Source organism: Staphylococcus simulans (assembly GCF_025561465.1).
Classification (GTDB): Bacteria; Bacillota; Bacilli; order Staphylococcales; family Staphylococcaceae; genus Staphylococcus; species Staphylococcus simulans.
Genome location: NZ_CP095100.1, coordinates 1,471,538 through 1,489,774, shown reverse-complemented (window position 1 = coordinate 1,489,774; position 18,237 = coordinate 1,471,538). Strand labels below are relative to the sequence as shown.

Genomic DNA, 18,237 nt, shown 5'->3' with positions numbered 1-18,237 from the left:
TTTATACACATATATAACCTTAAATATAATATTGTACAATAATAGACGAATTATCATTAAAATGTAATTATACGTTGAAGGTAATTTTGAATGTTGTAAACATATCAACTTCACTTTCAACTTGAATCGTACCGCCATGTAAATTCACTATATTTTGAGCAATCGATAATCCTAAACCATTACCTCCACGTTGTCTAGAACGTGATTTGTCTACGCGATAAAAACGGTCAAAGATAAAGTCTAAGTCTTTTTTAGGAATGCCTGAACCATGATCGGTAATTTCAATAGTTGCTTGTCTATTTTTAAGTGCAGTACAAATTTCTATTCTTTTCTCTCTTGTATCATATTTAATCGCATTATCCAAAAAGATAAGCAATACTTGTTCAAGTTGATAACGATTAATATTCAGCCATATTGGTTTCACTGACGGTGTAAATGTAAAACTATAATCAGGATGTAATTGTTTGAGAGATTTTAGTCTAGATTTAATCTCGTCATTCACATCAACAGGTTCTACATCTAAAGCATCTTTATAGGTTGATTCTTTCGTTAATAGTAACAGCTCTTCTACTAACTTGGTAATACGATTCATTTCTTCGATTGTTATATCTAATGATTCTTCTAAAATTGCTGGGTCTTTCTTACCCCATCGTTGGATAAGATTTAAGTGACCTTGAATGATTTGAAGCGGTGTTCTCAGTTCGTGTGAAGCATCTTCTACGAACTGGCGTTGTTGATCAAATAGTTCTTCAATTTGAATCATCATATCGTTGAATGTATCAATCAAGTCAGTTGTTTCATCGTATTCAGTCGGTAGTTCTAATTTTTCCTGGAAACCATCTCTACGGATTTTACGCATTTTGTTAGCCATAATTGTAATAGGTTTTGCGATTTGTGCAGAAAAGATATAACTGATAGTGGCAGTAATAATAATGGCAATAATACCAAATAACACCGATAAGATGATTAATGAATGCATAACACTATCATAACTTGCGAGCGAATGGATAATCACAGAATAACCATGAAACTTTTCAGTTTCGACTGGATGAGAAACGATTAAAAAGTTTGCATCTTTAATACGTTGCACGTAAACACTGTGATACTGAGAAGGTTCAATACCTTTTGTGCTATTAATAAAATCACTCATAGTCGATGTTTCGGTTATCTTTTGTTTGTCATTATCAAACAGAATCACTTTTTGGAAATTACCAAGTGATGCGTTTAAATCTAAAGGTTTAATATCAACCAAAGATTTCGTCGCAAGTAAAGCTGAAACGTTATCAGCACTTTTTTCTGCATCATTAATTTCACTGTCTCTTAAAGTAATGCTCAAAAAGTAAATGATGACTAAGCTGAAAATGAAAACAATCAAAAACGTAATACTCGTAGTAATTAGCATCCATTGAGTTTTTAATTTTCGTTGCTTCATTTGCGTATCACATAACCGACACCACGTACTGTTTCGATTACCTTTTCTTTACCAAACGGTTTCAATTTATTTCTCAGATAACGAATATAAACATCCACTACATTGGTTTCTACTTCGCTGTCATAACCCCAAACATGATTTAATATTTGTTCACGTTGTAAGACATGATTTAAGTTTTCAGAAAGCAATTGCAACAAGTCATATTCGGTTTTAGTTAATTCAACCTCTTGACCATCAATCGTAACACGAAAGGCTTCTTTATTAATTTGAATACCTTTAATGTCGATGATATCTTTAGCTGGTTGGCGTCTTAATGTTGCACGAATACGTGCTAATAGTTCTTCGATATCGAATGGCTTTACGATATAATCATCTGCACCATAATCTAAACCTGCTACTTTATCATATGTATCACCTTTTGCTGTGATGATAATAATTGGAGTAGATTTGACTTCACGTATTCTCTTACATATTTCTAAACCATCCATATGTGGCAACATCAAATCGAGTAAGTACAGATCATATTCTTTTTTTAATGCTGTTTCTAATCCTTCTGCACCATCATTTTCAATATCAACTTCATAATTCTCATGTACTAATTCTAATTCAATGAATCGAGCTAAGTTTTGCTCATCTTCTACGATTAATATTTTTGTCATTGAAAGCACCTCAATCATGATTTTATCATAATCAAAACGTTTAAGAACGAATGAAACGAATCAAATGATTAATTGTGACAAAAATATGGAGTTGAATAAAAAAGTGAAATTATTTTTGATTTCTAATTGACAACCATTCTCACTAATGTATAATAGTAATTGAAAATGATTATCAATCACAAATGAGACATCCCCCCCACATTTCGTTCTTAATTGGATTGGTCATTTTCGATTTATCCCCTTTTATATATGCCCGTAAATACTGACGTTACACTAAAAGTAACGTGACATACTTAACCGATTCTCAATTAAGCAGAATCGGTTTTTTCTATTATAAATTAAAAAAAGTGAGATTAAGCAGCACTTAATCTCACTTTAATTCTCATTTAGCAAAGGCTTTGAATTTACCTTTGAACAATAATGATACAGATAAAATACATACAGCACCTGCAAGCACGCCTGCAATGACATCAGTAGGATAATGTACACCTAAATAAATTCTAGACATACAAATCATCGCAATCATGAAGATGCAGAATGAAGTCATCATCACACGAGGTGTCCCGTGTAAGTAATGGCTTGAAATTGCAATCAAGCTACCGAAGAAAGATGTAGAACCTTGCGCGTGACCACTTGGGAAACTATAGCCGCCAATTTCTACAAGTCTTAATTTAGTAGGACGCTCTCTATCAATTGTGTTTTTCATAATTGGATTAGAGATACTTGAAACTGCCATCACAATCGCAAAGAATAAAGCTTCTATTTGCATTTTACGCATTAATAAAAATGCGACAACACAAAGTGAAAGGCAGATCATTGACCATACTTCGCCTATCCAAGTTGCACCCATAAAAATACTAGTTGTAATGATGCTGTGTGAGGCATAAATAAAATCATAGACTTCTGTATCAATCCAATTACCGATTCTATTTTGATGGAACACAGCAATCGCGCTGAATATCAATGTAAATACTAGAATCAGTGAAATTCTTTTAGCTCGACTCAACTCAGCTTTCCCTCGTTTCCTTTTGGTTTGTATCTTTAAGAATCTTGTCTAATAAATCTTCTTTAGTAAATAGCTGGTGATAGTTCGACATTTGTTGTTCAATAGTTGAACGATTATTTTCAATCTCTTTTAACGCATCCATGAATTTTTGTTGAGAAGCTTTATCTTCTGGTAATGTTTGCGCATACCCTTTAGATTGGAAATATTTTGCATTATCAATCTGATCGCCACGAGACTGGTCTAATCCTAATGGAATCAGCAACATAGGAATGTTTAATGTTAAGAATTCATAAATTGCATTAGCACCTGCTCGGCTGACTACCATGTCTGTAATCGCGAGTAAATCTGTTAATTCACTCGTCACAAATTCAAATTGACGATAACCTTCTTTTTGAATAGATGAATCAAGTAGTCCTTTACCAGTTAGATGAATGATTTGATAATCTTTTAATAATTCGTCAAGATTGCGTCGAATTAAATCATTAATCGTTTTACTGCCTAAACTGCCGCCCATGACTAATAACACTTTTTTCTCAGCGTTAAATCCTGTCAGTTGATAACCTTTTTCTTTGTTACCCTGTTTTAAATCATCTCTAACAGTTGCACCAACAAAATCTGCTTTTGCTTTTGGCAGATATTTTAATGTATCTTCAAATGTTGTATAGATTTTATTTGCGAATTTTAGAGAAATTTTATTCGCAAGACCTGGAGTGATATCTGATTCGTGAATAATCACCGGGATATTTAATGAACGTGCCGCGATGACTACAGGTACAGATACAAATCCTCCCTTAGAAAAAAGTAAATCTGGTTTTTGTTTCTTTAAGATTTTACGTGCGTCTAAAATTCCTTTGAGTACTTTAAATACATCCTTGATATTTTCAAATGATAAATATCTGCGTAACTTCCCGCTGGATATCGGGAAGTATGGTGTATTTGGTAATTGTGATGAAATCATATCTTTTTCAATTCCATTTTTAGAACCTACATAAAAAGTTTGGTAACCTCTTTCATTCGCAATTGGAATCAAACTTAAATTGACTGAAACATGTCCGACTGTTCCGCCGCCAGTAAATGCAATTTTCGTCATGATAAATACCTCTATTCTTATTTTAAAATTCTATAATAGGCATAGAATGATTCTTCCTTATCGTAAGGAGGATAATTTAAATTGGCTTCGCCTGCTTTATGAAAACCAAATTTTTCAAATAAGTTTTGCGCGCGTTGATTCGCAGCATACGTATCAGTGAGTAACACATCAACGCCGTGATCTAACGCGCGTTCAACAGCAAAGTTAAATAATGCTGTTGCTGCGCCTTTATAATTAGCAGAACCTGCAAGTCTATGAATGACATAAGCATTGGTTCTATCTATCGGCCATTCTAGTTCATCATACCATTTTGATTGATTTTGGTCGATAACAATATAACCATAAATTGTATTCTCCTCTTCTAATACAAATAATGATTTATTTGTAATATCTTCCTCAAAATGCTCTAGTAATGGATAGGCTTCATCCCATTGTGGATTATTATCTTCTGCCATAATTTTTTTGGCTTCTTCTGTCAATACGGCTACCGCATTTAAATCTTCTTGTGATGCGTTTCTGATCATAAATTGTGCCCCTTTATTTTAATTTTTTGATTAAAGTATCTAACATTTCATCATCTTTATTCGCTTTATCTACTAACTTTTCTGCGAATTTTTGATTCGTTTCTTTATCAAATTTGCCTGTTACTGGTAATTGATTATCTTTTTGGAAATCTTCAACTGCAGATTTGAGTTTTGCATCATAGTCATTGTTTTCTTTTCCAACTTGATAATTCAAAGCTTTTAAGCCGATTTTTATAGATTTGACATTTTTATCTTGATCGCCTTCTTTAAACACTTTGTCATCAGGAATCATTGATAATGATTGATACTTAGGAGATGCAATTTCGACATCTGGTTTGATTCCTTTACCATGGATATAAGTACCGTGTGGTGTTAACCATTTCATTTCAGTATATTTTAATAACGAACCATCTGAGTATTCTTGTGTGGTTTGTACAATACCTTTACCAAATGTCTTTTCACCATAAACCTTCGCTTTATTATAGTCTTTCATTGCGCCAGTAAAGACTTCAGAAGCACTGGCTGAACCTTCATTGACAAGGATAGATACTTTCATATCTTTTGCTTCTTTTAATGGATCGGTCGGAGTATTCACCGATTCTATTTCTTTCCCTTTTTGCAACTTCACAACCGGTTTATTTTTATCGATGAAGATATTCGACATTTTAACGGCTTCATTTAATAATCCGCCTGGATTATTACGTAAATCTAATACAATTTTTCGTACGCCTTGTTTGTGTGCTTTCATAATATTAGTTTTCAATTCAGCGGCTGTATCTTCTTGGAATTTATTAATCGTGAAGACACCAACATCGCCTTCTTTTTTGTATTCAACACTTTTAACGTGGATTTTTTCTCTTTTGATTTTAATGTTTTGCTCTTGGTTGGCACGCTTAATAGTTAACGTAACTTCAGTACCTTCTTTACCACGTACCATTTTGACTACTTCTGTCAGTGACTTACCTTTAATAGATTTCCCATCTACTTTAGTTAAAACATCTTTGGGTTGTACACCTGCTTTTTCTGCAGGAGATCCTTTCATGGGGCTGGTTACACTGATTTCTTTATTACGTTGCTGCATTTCAGCGCCGATACCTACGAAATCACCTGAAACGTCTTCATTAAATGATTTGGTTTCATCTTTTGTCATATATTGTGAATAAGGATCTTTTAATGATTTAACCATACCGTTAATGGCAGCTTCAGATAATTTTTCTGAATCTTGTTTTTTATAGTAATCATTGGCTAATGTTTGATATGTACTTTCAACTTTACTGAATGATTTTCTTTGTGAGTCGTCTAGCCCTGAAAATTTGTGTGCTATCGCGATTGTCGCAAAGACTGTAAGGATAATCGTTAACAACAATGCGAGTATACTAAATGTGATGAATTTCCATCTTTTAATTTTAAAAAACTTAGGTGCCTTTTTTGAGTCTTGTTCATCTGAAGGTTGATTAGTTTCATCATTATGTTGTGTCACTCGGATATGCCCCTTTCTTAAATTACGTTGATGTGCATAAATAAGTTCTAGTTTGAATGGATAATTCATTTTACCAAATTCAGCACGTTCATCAACTTATATATGGCTATATAAAAAATAAAAGGGCTGGTGCCTCACACCAACCCTACGTCAAAAATTTAAAATTTTAACCATTCCTGATATTCATCAAATAAGTCATCAAATACATACATTGGTGAACTGATAGAAGCTTCAGTCTCTATATAGTCAGACAATGTATGAAAGTCTGACTCATGTTTTGGAAAAGCTAAATCATCAAAAATCTGTTCTGCTAATTGACCTTTTTCATCAGGTCTGCCTCGCACAGTAAGCGCAAATTGATAAAATGAATAATCTTTCATTAACCCATTGTCACATCAATTACTTTTGTTTCACTTTTAACTAATTGATCTTGCGGGTGGATATCGATTTTATCTGCTTGATCTGTATTAGTAATAATAATTGGTGAAATGACTGATTTAGCGTTATTTCCAATATAGTCTACATCAAATTCAACTAGTGGATCTCCAACTTTTACTGTATCGCCGCTTTCAACTAATACATTGAATCCTTCACCATCTAATTGAACTGTATCTAGACCGATGTGAATTAATAATTCTAAACCGTTATCAGCTTTTAAACCTAACGCATGTTTAGTTGGGAAGATATTGTCAACTTTACCTTCAATTGGTGAAACAACGACACCTTCGCTTGGATTAACACCGAAGCCATCACCCATCATTTTTTGCGCAAATACTGGGTCTGGAATATCTTCGATTTTAACGTATTCACCAGAAATCGGTGCATAAACCTCGATTGACTTATCTACTTTATCCTCTTTGCCAAATAATTTTTTAAACATATTATTTCTCTCCTTGGTTCTTGAAATGTGGAATCAAATCACCATATCCAAGTTCTTCTAATTTATCATAAGGAATAAATTGTACAGCAGCTGAATTGATACAATATCTTAATCCGCCTGTTTCTTTTGGTCCATCATTGAAAACGTGACCTAAATGACTGTTTTCAGAACGTACTTCAGTTCTTACCATACCAAATGACTTATCTACAAGTTCAATGATATCATCGTCACTTAGAGCTTTAGAGAAGCTTGGCCAACCACAATCAGAATGAAATTTTTCTTCTGAAGTGAATAGTGGTTTGCCTGAAAGTTTATCGATATAGATACCTTTTTCGAAATGATTCCAATATTCATTTTGGAAAGGAGGTTCTGTACCATTTTCTTGAGTAACAAGATATTCCATATCTGTTAATTCATTTTTACTTTTTTTAAGCATTTTGCTCCCCCCAATGTCTTTCTATAAAGTCTTTTCTTCCTGAACCTTTTTGATACTGTTCATAATGCATTGGATTCTTTTTATAATAATCTTGATGATAAGATTCTGCTGGGTAAAAGTTTTTATATGGTTTTACCGGTGTGATCACAGGTTTATTAAAAATCATTTGTTCGTTTAACTGCTGGATTTTAGATTGTGCAGCTTTTTCTTGTTCTTCGTCATGGTAGAAAATGACCGGTTGGTAACTTTCACCGCGATCGAAGAATTGTCCACCATTATCTGTTGGATCGAACGTCTTGAAATAAACATCTAATATATTTTCAAATGAAGTGATTTCAGGATCATATTCAATTTGTACTGCTTCAACATGTCCTGTTGTGTTCGTACATACTTCTTCATAAGTTGGATTTTCTACGTGGCCGCCACTGTATCCTGAGACAATATTCTTAATACCAGGATATGATGTGAATGGTTTTACCATACACCAGAAACAACCGCCAGCTAATGTTGCATATGCCAAAATATTACCTCCATTCGGCGTTTAGTCAATTCTAAATTTATCATGACTGCACTTTATTTTCTATTAGTTTGCTTTAACCCGATGATTTTCATGAGAATTATCGATTATTGACGCAAGACAACGAATCCTACTGCACCTTGTCCAGTATGTGTTGAAATAACTGGTGTTGTCGTATTGATTTCAACTTCAGTATTATTTTCTTCAATCGCAAATTGTTGTTTAAACTTATCTACAAAATCTAATGCATTTGCATGAGCTAAGCCGATTTTTTTAATCGAATGATTTTCAATGAACTGAGCAAGCTCTTTTTTAATAATTTGAATACTCGACTTTTGCGTACGTGCATTATGAAGGATTTTGATTTGTCCATCATCAAGAATGCCCACTGGTTTTAAACGCATCATATTACCAATCATACCTTTAGCTTTACCGATACGTCCGCCTTTAATCAGTTGGTTTAATTGTCCAATCACTACAAAGAGTTTGATATTGCTTTGTAAATGTTTTAATTTTTTAAGAATTTCTTCTGTTGATAACCCTTCGTTATTCCATTCAACAATATGTTCCAGTTGGAAACCAAGGCCGAATGAAATGGATTTTGAATCAATAACTGTAACTTTTGAATCAGTCATTTGACTAGCTTGATACGCAGTTTGATACGTACCGCTTAATCCAGATGTCATATGAATACTAATGATTTCTGAGCCGTCTTTTCCTAATTCATCGTACATTTCAATAAATTTACCAATAGGAGGTTGGCTGGTTTTGATATCTACATCTTCTTCTATTAACTCAATTACACGTTCAGAAGAAATGTCTTGTTGGTCGATATAAGATTTGCCTTCAATCGTTAAATTAAGAGGAATCACATGAACATCGTGCTCTTTTAGATATGATTGAGGTAAATCTGTTGTTGAGTCTGTGACAATTTTTTTACGCATTTCCATACCTCCTATTACTTTTTACGAACAAGATGTAAGAACGTGTGCGGAATTTTATTGCGTTCATCTTGTTCTCCTTTAACTGAAGATTCAACTTCCCAATCTTCAAAAGTATAAGGTGGGAAGAACGTATCTCCTTGGTATTTATCTTCAATGACAGTGATGTACATGTCATCTACTTTATCGATAAATTCTTCAAACAATGCTTGGCCGCCGAAAATGAAGACATGGCCAGGCAAATCATAAATATCCTCAAAATTGTGTATGACATCTACACCTTCAGGATGAAAAGATTCATCACGTGTTAAAACGACGTTACGTCTGTTTGGAAGCGGTTTGCCGATAGATTCATATGTTTTACGGCCCATTACGAGTGTATTGCCAGTACTTAATTTTTTGACATGTTTTAAATCATTAGGCAAATGCCATGGTAGTTGGTTATCCTTACCGATTACTCTGTTTTGATCATGCGCAACAAGAATAGAAAGCGTCATATTCTTATCCCCTTTCAAAAATTCTAATTGTTTTTATACAGCGATAGGTGCTTTAATACCTGGGTGTGATTGATAATTTACAATCTCCAAGTCTTCATATTGAATATCAAAAATTGAACGATCTGTATTGATTTTTAATTGAGGTGGTTCGTAACTTGAACGACTTAATTGTTTTTTGACCGCATCGATATGATTAGAATAGATATGTGCATCACCAATCGTATGCACAAACTCACCGACTTCTAAGCCGCATTCTTTTGCTACTAAATGTGTTAGTAAACTATAACTTGCGATATTAAATGGAACTCCTAAAAATACATCTGCACTACGTTGATATAATTGGCAACTTAGTTTGCCGTCTTGTACATAAAACTGGAACATCGTATGACATGGCGGTAATGCCATCGTATCAATTTCTGCTGGGTTCCATGCAGATACGATGTGACGTCTAGATGTAGGGTGAGTTTTGATTTGTTCGATGACTGTAGCAAGTTGATCATAATGTTGACCATCTGCACCAACCCAATCTCGCCATTGCTTACCATATACATTCCCTAAATTGCCGTGTTTTTGCGCAAAATCATCATCGTTTAGAATGCGTGATTTAAATTTTTCCATTTCTTGTTGGTAAGCTTCGTTGAATGCTTCATCTTGTAATGCTCGATGTGCGAAATTCGTCATGTCCGGTCCATGATAATCTTCTGATTCAACATAGTTTTCAAATGCCCATTCATTCCAAATATTATTGTTGTATTCTAGTAAATATTTGATATTTGTGTCGCCTTTCATAAACCAAATCAGCTCAGTCGCAATCAACTTAAAGAATACTTTTTTAGTTGTTAATAAAGGGAAGCCTTTACTTAAGTCATAGCGTGATTGATGACCGAATTTTGAAATGGTACCAGTACGTGTACGATCATCGCGTTCGTTCCCGATAGCTAAAATTTCCTTACATAGGTCATGATATGCTTCGTCGAATGAATTCATACCTATCTCCTCCTCAAATCGTATGTATCTCCAATTATAAAAAATGGGACAATTGATGGACTGAGTCAGCCATCAAATATTGTCCCGTACCTTCGATTATGAAATCAATTCAAATTGATTAACAGTTTTCATCAAACATATCTTTGATATCCATACAGATATCTTGAATATCGCGTCCCTCAATATATTCACGAGGCATAAAATGTTTTAATTCTGTACCTTTAAATAAAGCGAAAGAAGGACTTGAAGGTACTTGTTGTATGAACTCTCTCATTTCTTGTGTTGCTTCTTTATCTTGACCTGCAAAGACAGTTACTTTGTGATCAGGCTTTTTATCATTTTGCTCAGCAACTGCTACAGCTGCTGGACGAGCTAATCCAGCTGCACAACCACATACTGAATTAATAACAACAAATGTAGTTTCCTCAGCACCTACATTGTCCATATATTGATCAACTGCTTCTGCAGTTTCTAAACTTTCAAAACCATTTTGTGTTAACTCGCTACGCATACCTTGTGCGAGTTCTTGCATATATGCTTCATACGGATTCATAATATACACTCCTTGTTCATTTATAGTTTATTTTACATGAAATAATCAGAAATGTAATCTAATTAATTTGTTGATTCATCCTAATTCCGCTTATTTATTACGGTTAGCAATTTGTTTCCAAACAGATCCTAGTGCTTCGTCACCTTTTTCAATACGAGAGATGGCCATTTGAATCTGTAACTTCACTTCGTAAGCGTCATCATCTTCATGTGCTTTCAAAGCTGGTAATTGTGCTTCGCCACCTTCATCAAAAATAAACATCGCGGCACGCCAACGCACAATCTTTTGTGGATCATCTAAAGCTTTCTCCATTTCTGGTAAAGCTGCTTTAAATCCTAAATCACTTAATCCATCTCCGGCAGTTCGGCGTACACCAGGATTTTTATCCTGTAAACCTTGGTACATATATGGAAGAACTGACTCATCTTCTACCATACTTGCTAGCACAATAGCTTCGCGTCGAATTGGAATTTTAGGATGGTTTAATGCAGCTTCGATAAGAGGATAATCTTCTTTGGTTGGTGTTGGGAAAGACTTCAACATTCTAAGTTGCGCTTTCCAATCTTCTGCCGCATTAAATTCATCAACTGTCACATGTTGATAGTGTGCTGTTGGAACCACAATATCTGTATTTAATGCTTCTTGTTTTAATTCATTAAGTTTATTTTCAGGATATAGTGCGACAAGTTCTTCTTCAACATTATCCATAACTTCTTCTAGTTCGCCATAACGCGTACCTAAATCTTCCCACTTACGCATAAATACTACATTGTCATCATCTTTTTGTGCTGCTAGCATTGTATCGACAAAGTAGTCTGGTAATTGTCTGCGTTCTTCATCCTTAGTGGTAGTGAGTTTAATCTGATACGGGATACCTTTAAATTTGAGCACTTCCGCTTTAATTTCGCCGAAATGTTCATCAGGTGCAGGTGTATCATTTGTTTCAGTTTCAGATTCATTACTAATTGCAGCTGTAATATTAGGCAATAACGCTTCCCAATCTGCTTTTGGTGCTTTATCCACAGCTAAAAAGTCGATGACATGGAAAATGGATTTAACACCATCAACCTCTAAAAGTCTATTGATAAAATCAGGTTGGCCTTCTTTTACTTTTGTATAAGTGGAGGATTGATTGTCCTCTCTTTTCTTATTCAATACCACTTTCATGGTATTCGGACTTGGTGTCGGTTCAATACGAACGATTTCCATCAAAATAACCCCCAATTATTGTAGTTCATTACCAAATTGCTTGATTTGTTTACCTACTGAACATTCGTAAATACAAAAATGATGTGCATGTGTTTTTCCTTTTGTTTTACGATTATATGTTTTTAATTCACAATTTTTGCAGTAAGTGCTTAATAAATCATCTATGGAATCAAGCGCTCTTTTTTCGGATTTTGAAAAAATAATCGTCACTCCCTTTACATAATTAATAACACCTTAAATGGTTTAAGGACGATTAATTTAGCCTCATTATATCATGCGACACGGTTAACTTCATCTCTCTACTTTGTAGTTGTAACTAAATGGCTATTGCATTTAATGTACGATTTCTATAGAATATATGAGTTGAGTTGCGGTTTCTAAACACCCGCATTAACAAAATTTAGGAGGTTAATTATGTTTTACAATGAAATATTAGGTATTATTGCCTTTCTAGTGACCTTTACATTAATGGTCGCAATGTATCGTTTGTTCGGTAAGCAAGGTTTGATTGCTTGGGTAGCTATCGGAACTGTAATTGCTAACATTCAAGTAATTAAAACTGTAGACATCTTTACGATTTCTGCGACTTTAGGAAATGTAATGTTTGCGTCTATTTATTTAGCGACGGATATTTTAAACGATATCTATGGACGTAAAGTAGCTAAAAGAGCAGTATGGATGGGCTTTAGTTCATCATTAGTAATGATAATTTTAATGCAACTATCATTACATTTTATTCCCGCTCCAGAAGATATGGCACAAAATGCGCTAAGTACAATTTTCAATATAGTACCTAGAATCGCGTTAGGTTCGATTATCGCTTATATCATCGGACAACATATCGATGTCTTTATCTTCAATGCGATTAAAAAAGTATTCAAGTCAGATCGCACATTTGCAATTCGTGCATATGGGAGTACGACATTAAGTTCTATTATTGATACTGCCCTTTTTGTAAGTATCGCGTTTATTGGTTTGCTGCCAGCAGGTGCAGTCTTTGAAATCTTTATTACGACTTACTTCTTAAAACTACTTGCTACAATCTTTAATGTGCCATTTGGTTACTGGGCTAAATCAATGTACCGAAAAGGTAAAATTCAATCCACAGATGAAGGTTACTGATTAAGGGTATAGATAATATAATATTTTGATTAAGGATGGAATGATGTATGGCTAAAATATTTTTTGATGCAGCAGTTAAAGGTAATCCAGGACCAGCATCTATTGCAGCAACAATTATTGAAGAGAGTAACCATCAAACTTTCACGCAAGATATCGCACCTACTGACAATCATTCAGCAGAATGGCAAGCTTTTAATTTTGCCTTAGACTGTGCATTAGAATTAAATGTATCTACAGCATTAATTTATACCGATTCTAAGCTGATCACTGACAGTTTAGATAAAGGCTTTGCTAAGAATGAGAAGTTTAAAGGTTATTTAGTTGAAGCAGCGAAGAAAATGAAAGCATTTGATTTATGTCTGATTGATTGGATTCCTAGAGCACAAAATAAAGAAGCCAATCATCATGCGCAACAAGCGCTCTATCAGCAATTAAAATAAAAGAAGCGGGAGGACGTCTCCACAGTTATTAACTGTGAAACGCCCTCCCGCTTTTGTTTTGAATGATTAAAATGGTAAGAATTCTCTTTCAATAAATTTCTTAGACACTTTCAAATCGTGAGTATCTAAGACATTGAAAATATCAATGAAATCCAGATGATACTGCATTTGATTAAATAATGCTGTTACATCTAATGGTACATTAGTGTGGATTTCTGCAAGTTGTTTTGAAAGTTTCAAATCATCTAATTGGCTGATGATTTTCTTTTGTTGTGCCGGTGTCAATTCGTCAATGTGATTGATAACATTTTCTACAGACTGATATTTTAAGATTAATTTATGTGCTGTTTTTTCACCAATTCCTTTGACGCCAGGATAACCATCAGCGGTATCTCCCATAAACGCTTTGATATCGATGAGTTGAAGCGGATGTAATTGATATTCTTCTTGATAGCGTGTTAAATCATAACGGTTATAAATATTAAATCCTTTTTTAGTCAACCAAACTTCAACATTAGGATTTATACATTGTAAGATATCTTTATCTCCTGTAACGATATAAACTTCGTTATCCTCTGATAAATTTCTGCTTAATGTTCCGATAACATCATCGGCTTCATAATTTTTAACTCCAATATTAACAAACCCAAGTGCGTTTGAAATATCTTGAACTAAATCGAATTGTGGTATCAATTCATCAGGCGGTGCTGGTCTATGTTGTTTATAATCTGCAAACATTTCATTTCGAAATGTTTGTTGCCCCATGTCCCAACATACAGCGATATGTGTCGGTTGAATATCATCTATCGCTGAAAAGATGTGACGAACAAACCCTTGTACGCCATTAGTCGGAACTCCGTTTGAATTTCTCATGAATTGATGATGAATGCTTGTAGCATAGAAATGGCGGAATAATAACGCCATTCCATCTACCAGCAATACTTTGTTTGTCATACTACTTCCTCTTTCTAAGTTAAATAATTTCTTTTAATTGACGGTTAGCCGCATCAATTTGTTGAATCAAGCTATTATCAATTTTAACGCTTAATAATGCGCTTGCTTGTTCATGTATTTCATTTGAAATCTCATTTAATTGTTGATCTGCAATCTTGCCCATCTTAGACACTTGTTGTTCTAACTCTTGTCGTAATTGGTTAATGTTGTTTTGCAACAAGTCAACCGTTTCCATTGTGATTTGCTCTTGTAGTTCTTTTTGTGCTTTCAGTTGCAACAAACGCTTTTTCGTCAATTTTTTCGGAAGATGTTCGAACATTTCATTAAAATCAATATGCATCGTTGTAATTTTATCTTTATCCATTTCAATCTCAAAGTGTGGCTGCAATAAAATATGCAATTGATTCAATTGCTTAACAATAGGTGCAAGTTGATCTTCCAGTTGCTTATTAAAGAATTTTTTAATACGTTCAGCAATTAAAGTTTGTTCCATATACAATCTGCCATGGATTTGTTCAAGATATGTTTTAACTGCATCACGTTTTTCAGCATCAAAGTCATTGTTTTTAGTCATTTGCCCGTTGAATACTGTACGAACTTCATCAAACAATTGAATTTTTAAGCGTTCATTCAAGTGATATACTTGATCTTCAACTTCGTTATAAACATGTTGTTTAGTCGTTTTTAAAGTCGTATTTGGAATCGCGCCTTTTTGTTCAATCTTTCTTACTTCTTGTTGACGCGTTTCCATTTCTTCACGGTTGTTTTGATAGTCTTCTGACATTTGTGTATAAGAGGCACTAATTTGTTCAAGTTGCGCTTTCATTTGTTGTTGTAAAACAACCTTAGATTCGACCTCCGCAAAGTAATCTAGACTATCTTTTAGTTTATTTAGCCCTTCATCGCCCTCTTTTAATGCACGTCGACTAGAAACACTATAAATATCAGCAGGCATATTTACTTGTTGTAATGCATCGCTGACATAATCTTCCACAGCTTCTAAATCTTCTGTTGATTCTGCTAAATCTACTGCATTAATAATCATCTTGAATGTTTGATTTTCATTGAGTTGATTCATCTCTTTCATATACTCAATAAATGCTTTGTCGTTATCAGTGAATGAATGATTGAAATAGCTTACGTATAAAATCAAATCAGATGATGTTAATATTTTTTCTGTTTCATTAGAATGACGTTGGTTATTTGAATATAGACCTAAAGAGTCTACAATAATTTTATTTTTCAACCAGTCTATCGGTAAGTTTAAATGAACAGTTTCCACAAACGCAGCATATTCATCTTGAGCACTCCACTTTTTCACTTCATCCTGACTGATATCGTGATGGTAACCATCTTGAATCATATTTTGGTATAAATCTAATTGTTCTTTAACCGCATTAACAAAAGCAAGTTGTTCTTTCTTCAATGAATGTTTTAACTCTGTTGTATCTGTTGCTTTAAAGTCCTCTAAACTCTCAAAGTGGAATTTTTGAGATTCAACTAATTGATTTAATTCCGCGAGTAATTGAGGTGCTTGTTTTAAAGTGATTGCACTTGAATTACCATATGAGAGCTCTGTTGTTGCTGCTGTAGTAGGATTTGGTGAACTTACTAAATAATTTTCACCTAGTAACGCATTGATTAAGCTGCTTTTACCAGCACTGAATGTACCGAAGACGCCGATTTTCACAATTTGTTGATCCATTCGTTCAATAGCAGCCTTTAAATCAGATTTGGTTTGTTCAAATAAAGGAACAGGATCAATGATAGCGATACCTTGCTTAATTGTTTCAATATCGATATCAGATTTTAACTCAGTTTTTTGTTTAGTTTGGTTCAGTTGTTTTTTCGGTGTTTCTAGCTCTTCTTTTGTATATGTGATTTCTGTACGGTCAATCAATTTATCTAATGAATCATCTAAGTGAATATAATAATGTTGATAATTTCTTGTGATGAGTGATTCACGCAGCTTACGTAACTCAATATATTTTTCATAATCATTTTGATCCGTCTCTTCTTCATCGTCGACATGTTGTGTTTCAGCATTTTCAATAGCACGTTTTAATAGAGGTTCAGATTCTTTTTTAATAAATCGATGAATAGCTTTAACGACATCGTCACAGAAGTTTAATACATAAGCATTACTGATACTCATTTGTTCTTGGTATAAATCTGTGACAAGTGAGGATGGTATTTCATAATGCTGATTTAAAATAGATTGGTTGACGTCTGTTTGGTTGATGAAGCGGGTTAAGAATGACATATCTTCTCGCATAGGCTGTCTGATTTGTTGATTTACAATATCTTGTAACGCTGTCATTACATTTTGTAAACGCTCTTCCCTAGCTTCTTCAGTTTTCTTTTTCTTATTAAAGAAACCGCCAACTTTGAAGGTTTTTACTTGGCTTTCTAAGTAGAGACGAATCTTTTCACGCATTTCATGCGGCATTAAGTATGCGTTTTCTAAAATGTTTTTGCGTTGATAATTTAAATATTTATAGAGCTTATCTGGATCATTTAACAACTGTGCTTCTTCACTAACAGATTGATTCTGTTGGAAGTTTAAATAAGCTTGGTCAAATTGTGAAGCATCAATATCTAAATTTGCTAAAATATCCTGCATTTCAGCTTGAATATATGATTTTTGGTCTTCGGTAATAAACTGTGTGATTCTTTCAATATAGTCTTCCATAGACTCGCGATGTGTATCTTGTTCGATTAAGAAATCAGACAGTGCATTAATTTGATTTTCTGGGTGGTCATACTTAGAAACATAAAATGTTTTCAGAAGTTCTAAGTCCCATTCATCTACCGCGTGCTGAATATTTTGTTTGAAAGCATCGAATGAAAGCTCTTCATCATTATGTTTATCGATTTGATTTATTACGAAGACTACTGGGATGCCTGCATGATTCAAACGTTTCATAAATTGGAAGTTCATTGCGGATTGAACATGGTTATAATCTACTGTATAAAAAATAATATTGCTGGTAAACATGAATTGTTCTGTTGATGCTTGGTGTAATGAAACGTTTGAGTCTACACCTGGTGTATCTTGTAAGGTGAATCCTTTTTTGAATTTATCAGATTCAAAACGAATTTCTACAGACTCTACATCCCCATTTTGTCTGTTTAATTGCTTCACTTCATCATAATTATTCAAGCGTGTATATTTTTGACCTTCTAAGTTTGCGATAATTTCACTTTTATCAGCGACACTGACGATTGCTGTGTTGCTGGTTGTCGGTACAGGTGAACTTGGTAAGATTTCTTGTTCTAGTAGTAAGTTGATTAATGTAGATTTGCCTGCTGAAAAGTGGCCGACAAATGTTAATGTGTATTGATCTAGATAAACTTTTTTAATGACTTGGTTGATAATATGGACCAAATCTTGATGGTTTGATTTTTCGACTTCTTTTTTTAATTTATATAAAATATCTAATTGGTTGTTACTCGTCATAGATTATGTACCCCTTTATAAATAACATTGCTTTAATTGTATACTAAAAG

Annotated in this window: 20 protein-coding genes and 1 pseudogene; 2 read left to right on the top strand and 19 right to left on the bottom strand. The window is 33.8% G+C overall.

Annotated features, from left to right (window positions below):
- Positions 1 to 67 precede the first annotated feature (67 nt).
- The 17 genes and pseudogenes from MUA87_RS07010 to MUA87_RS06930 all read right to left on the bottom strand — a co-directional run bounded on the left by MUA87_RS07010 (position 68) and on the right by MUA87_RS06930 (position 12,421).
- On the bottom strand, positions 68 to 1,432 hold the full coding sequence (locus tag MUA87_RS07010; protein ID WP_262546010.1) for a HAMP domain-containing histidine kinase: 1,365 nt from the start codon (positions 1,430 to 1,432) through the stop codon (positions 68 to 70).
- On the bottom strand, positions 1,429 to 2,091 hold the full coding sequence (locus tag MUA87_RS07005) for a response regulator transcription factor (protein ID WP_002480931.1): 663 nt from the start codon (positions 2,089 to 2,091) through the stop codon (positions 1,429 to 1,431). The genes MUA87_RS07010 and MUA87_RS07005 overlap by 4 nt, the downstream gene beginning before the upstream one ends.
- A 60-nt stretch (positions 2,092 to 2,151) precedes the next feature.
- A pseudogene (locus tag MUA87_RS07000) lies at positions 2,152 to 2,317 on the bottom strand (hypothetical protein).
- Positions 2,318 to 2,473: 156 nt separating this feature from the next.
- Positions 2,474 to 3,097, bottom strand: coding sequence for a phosphatase PAP2 family protein (locus MUA87_RS06995; protein WP_002480932.1), 624 nt, complete (start codon positions 3,095 to 3,097; stop codon positions 2,474 to 2,476).
- A 1-nt stretch (position 3,098) separates the two neighbouring features.
- Positions 3,099 to 4,187, bottom strand: coding sequence for an undecaprenyldiphospho-muramoylpentapeptide beta-N-acetylglucosaminyltransferase (locus tag MUA87_RS06990; RefSeq protein WP_262550363.1), 1,089 nt, complete (start codon positions 4,185 to 4,187; stop codon positions 3,099 to 3,101).
- A gap of 17 nt (positions 4,188 to 4,204) precedes the next feature.
- Positions 4,205 to 4,711 (bottom strand): GNAT family N-acetyltransferase, encoded by a 507-nt coding sequence (locus tag MUA87_RS06985; protein ID WP_262550361.1) that lies wholly within the window; start codon positions 4,709 to 4,711, stop codon positions 4,205 to 4,207.
- Positions 4,712 to 4,724: 13 nt separating this feature from the next.
- On the bottom strand, positions 4,725 to 6,260 hold the full coding sequence (locus MUA87_RS06980; protein ID WP_002480935.1) for a S41 family peptidase: 1,536 nt from the start codon (positions 6,258 to 6,260) through the stop codon (positions 4,725 to 4,727).
- A gap of 89 nt (positions 6,261 to 6,349) precedes the next feature.
- Positions 6,350 to 6,571 (bottom strand): YozE family protein, encoded by a 222-nt coding sequence (locus MUA87_RS06975; RefSeq protein ID WP_002480936.1) that lies wholly within the window; start codon positions 6,569 to 6,571, stop codon positions 6,350 to 6,352.
- Positions 6,571 to 7,071: a PTS sugar transporter subunit IIA gene (locus MUA87_RS06970; RefSeq protein WP_070463445.1), complete on the bottom strand. Its 501-nt coding sequence runs from the start codon at positions 7,069 to 7,071 to the stop codon at positions 6,571 to 6,573. The genes MUA87_RS06975 and MUA87_RS06970 overlap by 1 nt, the downstream gene beginning before the upstream one ends.
- A 1-nt stretch (position 7,072) precedes the next feature.
- Positions 7,073 to 7,507 (bottom strand): peptide-methionine (R)-S-oxide reductase MsrB, encoded by a 435-nt coding sequence (gene msrB / locus MUA87_RS06965; protein ID WP_002480938.1) that lies wholly within the window; start codon positions 7,505 to 7,507, stop codon positions 7,073 to 7,075.
- Positions 7,500 to 8,027 carry a peptide-methionine (S)-S-oxide reductase MsrA gene (gene msrA / locus MUA87_RS06960; RefSeq protein WP_002480939.1) on the bottom strand — a complete coding sequence of 176 codons (528 nt, stop codon included), beginning with the start codon at positions 8,025 to 8,027 and terminating at the stop codon, positions 7,500 to 7,502. Before msrA ends, msrB begins: the two co-directional genes overlap by 8 nt.
- Before the next feature lie 104 nt (positions 8,028 to 8,131).
- A complete protein-coding gene (locus MUA87_RS06955; RefSeq protein ID WP_002480940.1) occupies positions 8,132 to 8,968 on the bottom strand; it encodes a DegV family protein in 837 nt (278 codons plus the stop codon).
- A 14-nt stretch (positions 8,969 to 8,982) separates the two neighbouring features.
- Complete coding sequence (locus MUA87_RS06950; RefSeq protein WP_002480941.1) at positions 8,983 to 9,462, bottom strand: dihydrofolate reductase; 480 nt, start codon at positions 9,460 to 9,462, stop codon at positions 8,983 to 8,985.
- Between the two features lie 33 nt (positions 9,463 to 9,495).
- Positions 9,496 to 10,449: a thymidylate synthase gene (locus MUA87_RS06945; protein WP_262550359.1), complete on the bottom strand. Its 954-nt coding sequence runs from the start codon at positions 10,447 to 10,449 to the stop codon at positions 9,496 to 9,498.
- Between the two features lie 118 nt (positions 10,450 to 10,567).
- Complete coding sequence (brxA, locus tag MUA87_RS06940) at positions 10,568 to 11,002, bottom strand: bacilliredoxin BrxA (RefSeq protein WP_002480943.1); 435 nt, start codon at positions 11,000 to 11,002, stop codon at positions 10,568 to 10,570.
- A gap of 90 nt (positions 11,003 to 11,092) precedes the next feature.
- On the bottom strand, positions 11,093 to 12,211 hold the full coding sequence (locus tag MUA87_RS06935) for a conserved virulence factor C family protein (RefSeq protein ID WP_023015206.1): 1,119 nt from the start codon (positions 12,209 to 12,211) through the stop codon (positions 11,093 to 11,095).
- Positions 12,212 to 12,226: 15 nt separating this feature from the next.
- The gene (locus MUA87_RS06930; protein WP_082709474.1) at positions 12,227 to 12,421 is read right to left on the bottom strand and encodes a zinc-finger domain-containing protein; all 195 of its coding nucleotides are present in this window, start codon (positions 12,419 to 12,421) and stop codon (positions 12,227 to 12,229) included.
- A gap of 204 nt (positions 12,422 to 12,625) precedes the next feature.
- Here MUA87_RS06930 and MUA87_RS06925 point away from each other — a divergent pair, with 204 nt between their 5' ends.
- Entirely contained in the window at positions 12,626 to 13,333 is a 708-nt protein-coding gene (locus MUA87_RS06925) for a queuosine precursor transporter (protein WP_262550356.1), read from the top strand.
- Between the two features lie 47 nt (positions 13,334 to 13,380).
- Positions 13,381 to 13,773: a ribonuclease HI family protein gene (locus tag MUA87_RS06920; protein WP_023015205.1), complete on the top strand. Its 393-nt coding sequence runs from the start codon at positions 13,381 to 13,383 to the stop codon at positions 13,771 to 13,773.
- 66 nt (positions 13,774 to 13,839) lie between these two features.
- On the opposite strand, the gene MUA87_RS06915 is transcribed toward MUA87_RS06920, so the two are convergent.
- Positions 13,840 to 14,727, bottom strand: a complete 888-nt coding sequence (locus MUA87_RS06915) for a 5'-3' exonuclease (protein ID WP_023015204.1) — start codon at positions 14,725 to 14,727, stop codon at positions 13,840 to 13,842.
- 19 nt (positions 14,728 to 14,746) lie between these two features.
- Positions 14,747 to 18,187, bottom strand: coding sequence for a dynamin family protein (locus MUA87_RS06910; protein WP_070463447.1), 3,441 nt, complete (start codon positions 18,185 to 18,187; stop codon positions 14,747 to 14,749).
- Positions 18,188 to 18,237 lie beyond the last annotated feature (50 nt).

Excerpts from the sequence above, each read along its gene's own strand:
- MUA87_RS06920 (WP_023015205.1), top strand. The coding sequence starts at position 13,381 with ATGGCTAAAATATTTTTTGATGCAGCAGTTAAAGGTAATCCAGGACCA.
- MUA87_RS06925 (WP_262550356.1), top strand. The coding sequence starts at position 12,626 with ATGTTTTACAATGAAATATTAGGTATTATTGCCTTTCTAGTGACCTTT.
- MUA87_RS07005 (WP_002480931.1), bottom strand. The coding sequence starts at position 2,091 with ATGACAAAAATATTAATCGTAGAAGATGAGCAAAACTTAGCTCGATTC.
- MUA87_RS06980 (WP_002480935.1), bottom strand. The coding sequence starts at position 6,260 with ATGAATTATCCATTCAAACTAGAACTTATTTATGCACATCAACGTAAT.
- brxA (WP_002480943.1), bottom strand. The coding sequence starts at position 11,002 with ATGAATCCGTATGAAGCATATATGCAAGAACTCGCACAAGGTATGCGT.
- MUA87_RS06970 (WP_070463445.1), bottom strand. The coding sequence starts at position 7,071 with ATGTTTAAAAAATTATTTGGCAAAGAGGATAAAGTAGATAAGTCAATC.
- MUA87_RS06975 (WP_002480936.1), bottom strand. The coding sequence starts at position 6,571 with ATGAAAGATTATTCATTTTATCAATTTGCGCTTACTGTGCGAGGCAGA.
- MUA87_RS06945 (WP_262550359.1), bottom strand. The coding sequence starts at position 10,449 with ATGAATTCATTCGACGAAGCATATCATGACCTATGTAAGGAAATTTTA.
- MUA87_RS07010 (WP_262546010.1), bottom strand. The coding sequence starts at position 1,432 with ATGAAGCAACGAAAATTAAAAACTCAATGGATGCTAATTACTACGAGT.
- MUA87_RS06990 (WP_262550363.1), bottom strand. The coding sequence starts at position 4,187 with ATGACGAAAATTGCATTTACTGGCGGCGGAACAGTCGGACATGTTTCA.
- MUA87_RS06915 (WP_023015204.1), bottom strand. The coding sequence starts at position 14,727 with ATGACAAACAAAGTATTGCTGGTAGATGGAATGGCGTTATTATTCCGC.
- MUA87_RS06985 (WP_262550361.1), bottom strand. The coding sequence starts at position 4,711 with ATGATCAGAAACGCATCACAAGAAGATTTAAATGCGGTAGCCGTATTG.
- MUA87_RS06950 (WP_002480941.1), bottom strand. The coding sequence starts at position 9,462 with ATGACGCTTTCTATTCTTGTTGCGCATGATCAAAACAGAGTAATCGGT.
- msrB (WP_002480938.1), bottom strand. The coding sequence starts at position 7,507 with ATGCTTAAAAAAAGTAAAAATGAATTAACAGATATGGAATATCTTGTT.
- MUA87_RS06955 (WP_002480940.1), bottom strand. The coding sequence starts at position 8,968 with ATGCGTAAAAAAATTGTCACAGACTCAACAACAGATTTACCTCAATCA.
- MUA87_RS06935 (WP_023015206.1), bottom strand. The coding sequence starts at position 12,211 with ATGGAAATCGTTCGTATTGAACCGACACCAAGTCCGAATACCATGAAA.
- MUA87_RS06910 (WP_070463447.1), bottom strand. The coding sequence starts at position 18,187 with ATGACGAGTAACAACCAATTAGATATTTTATATAAATTAAAAAAAGAA.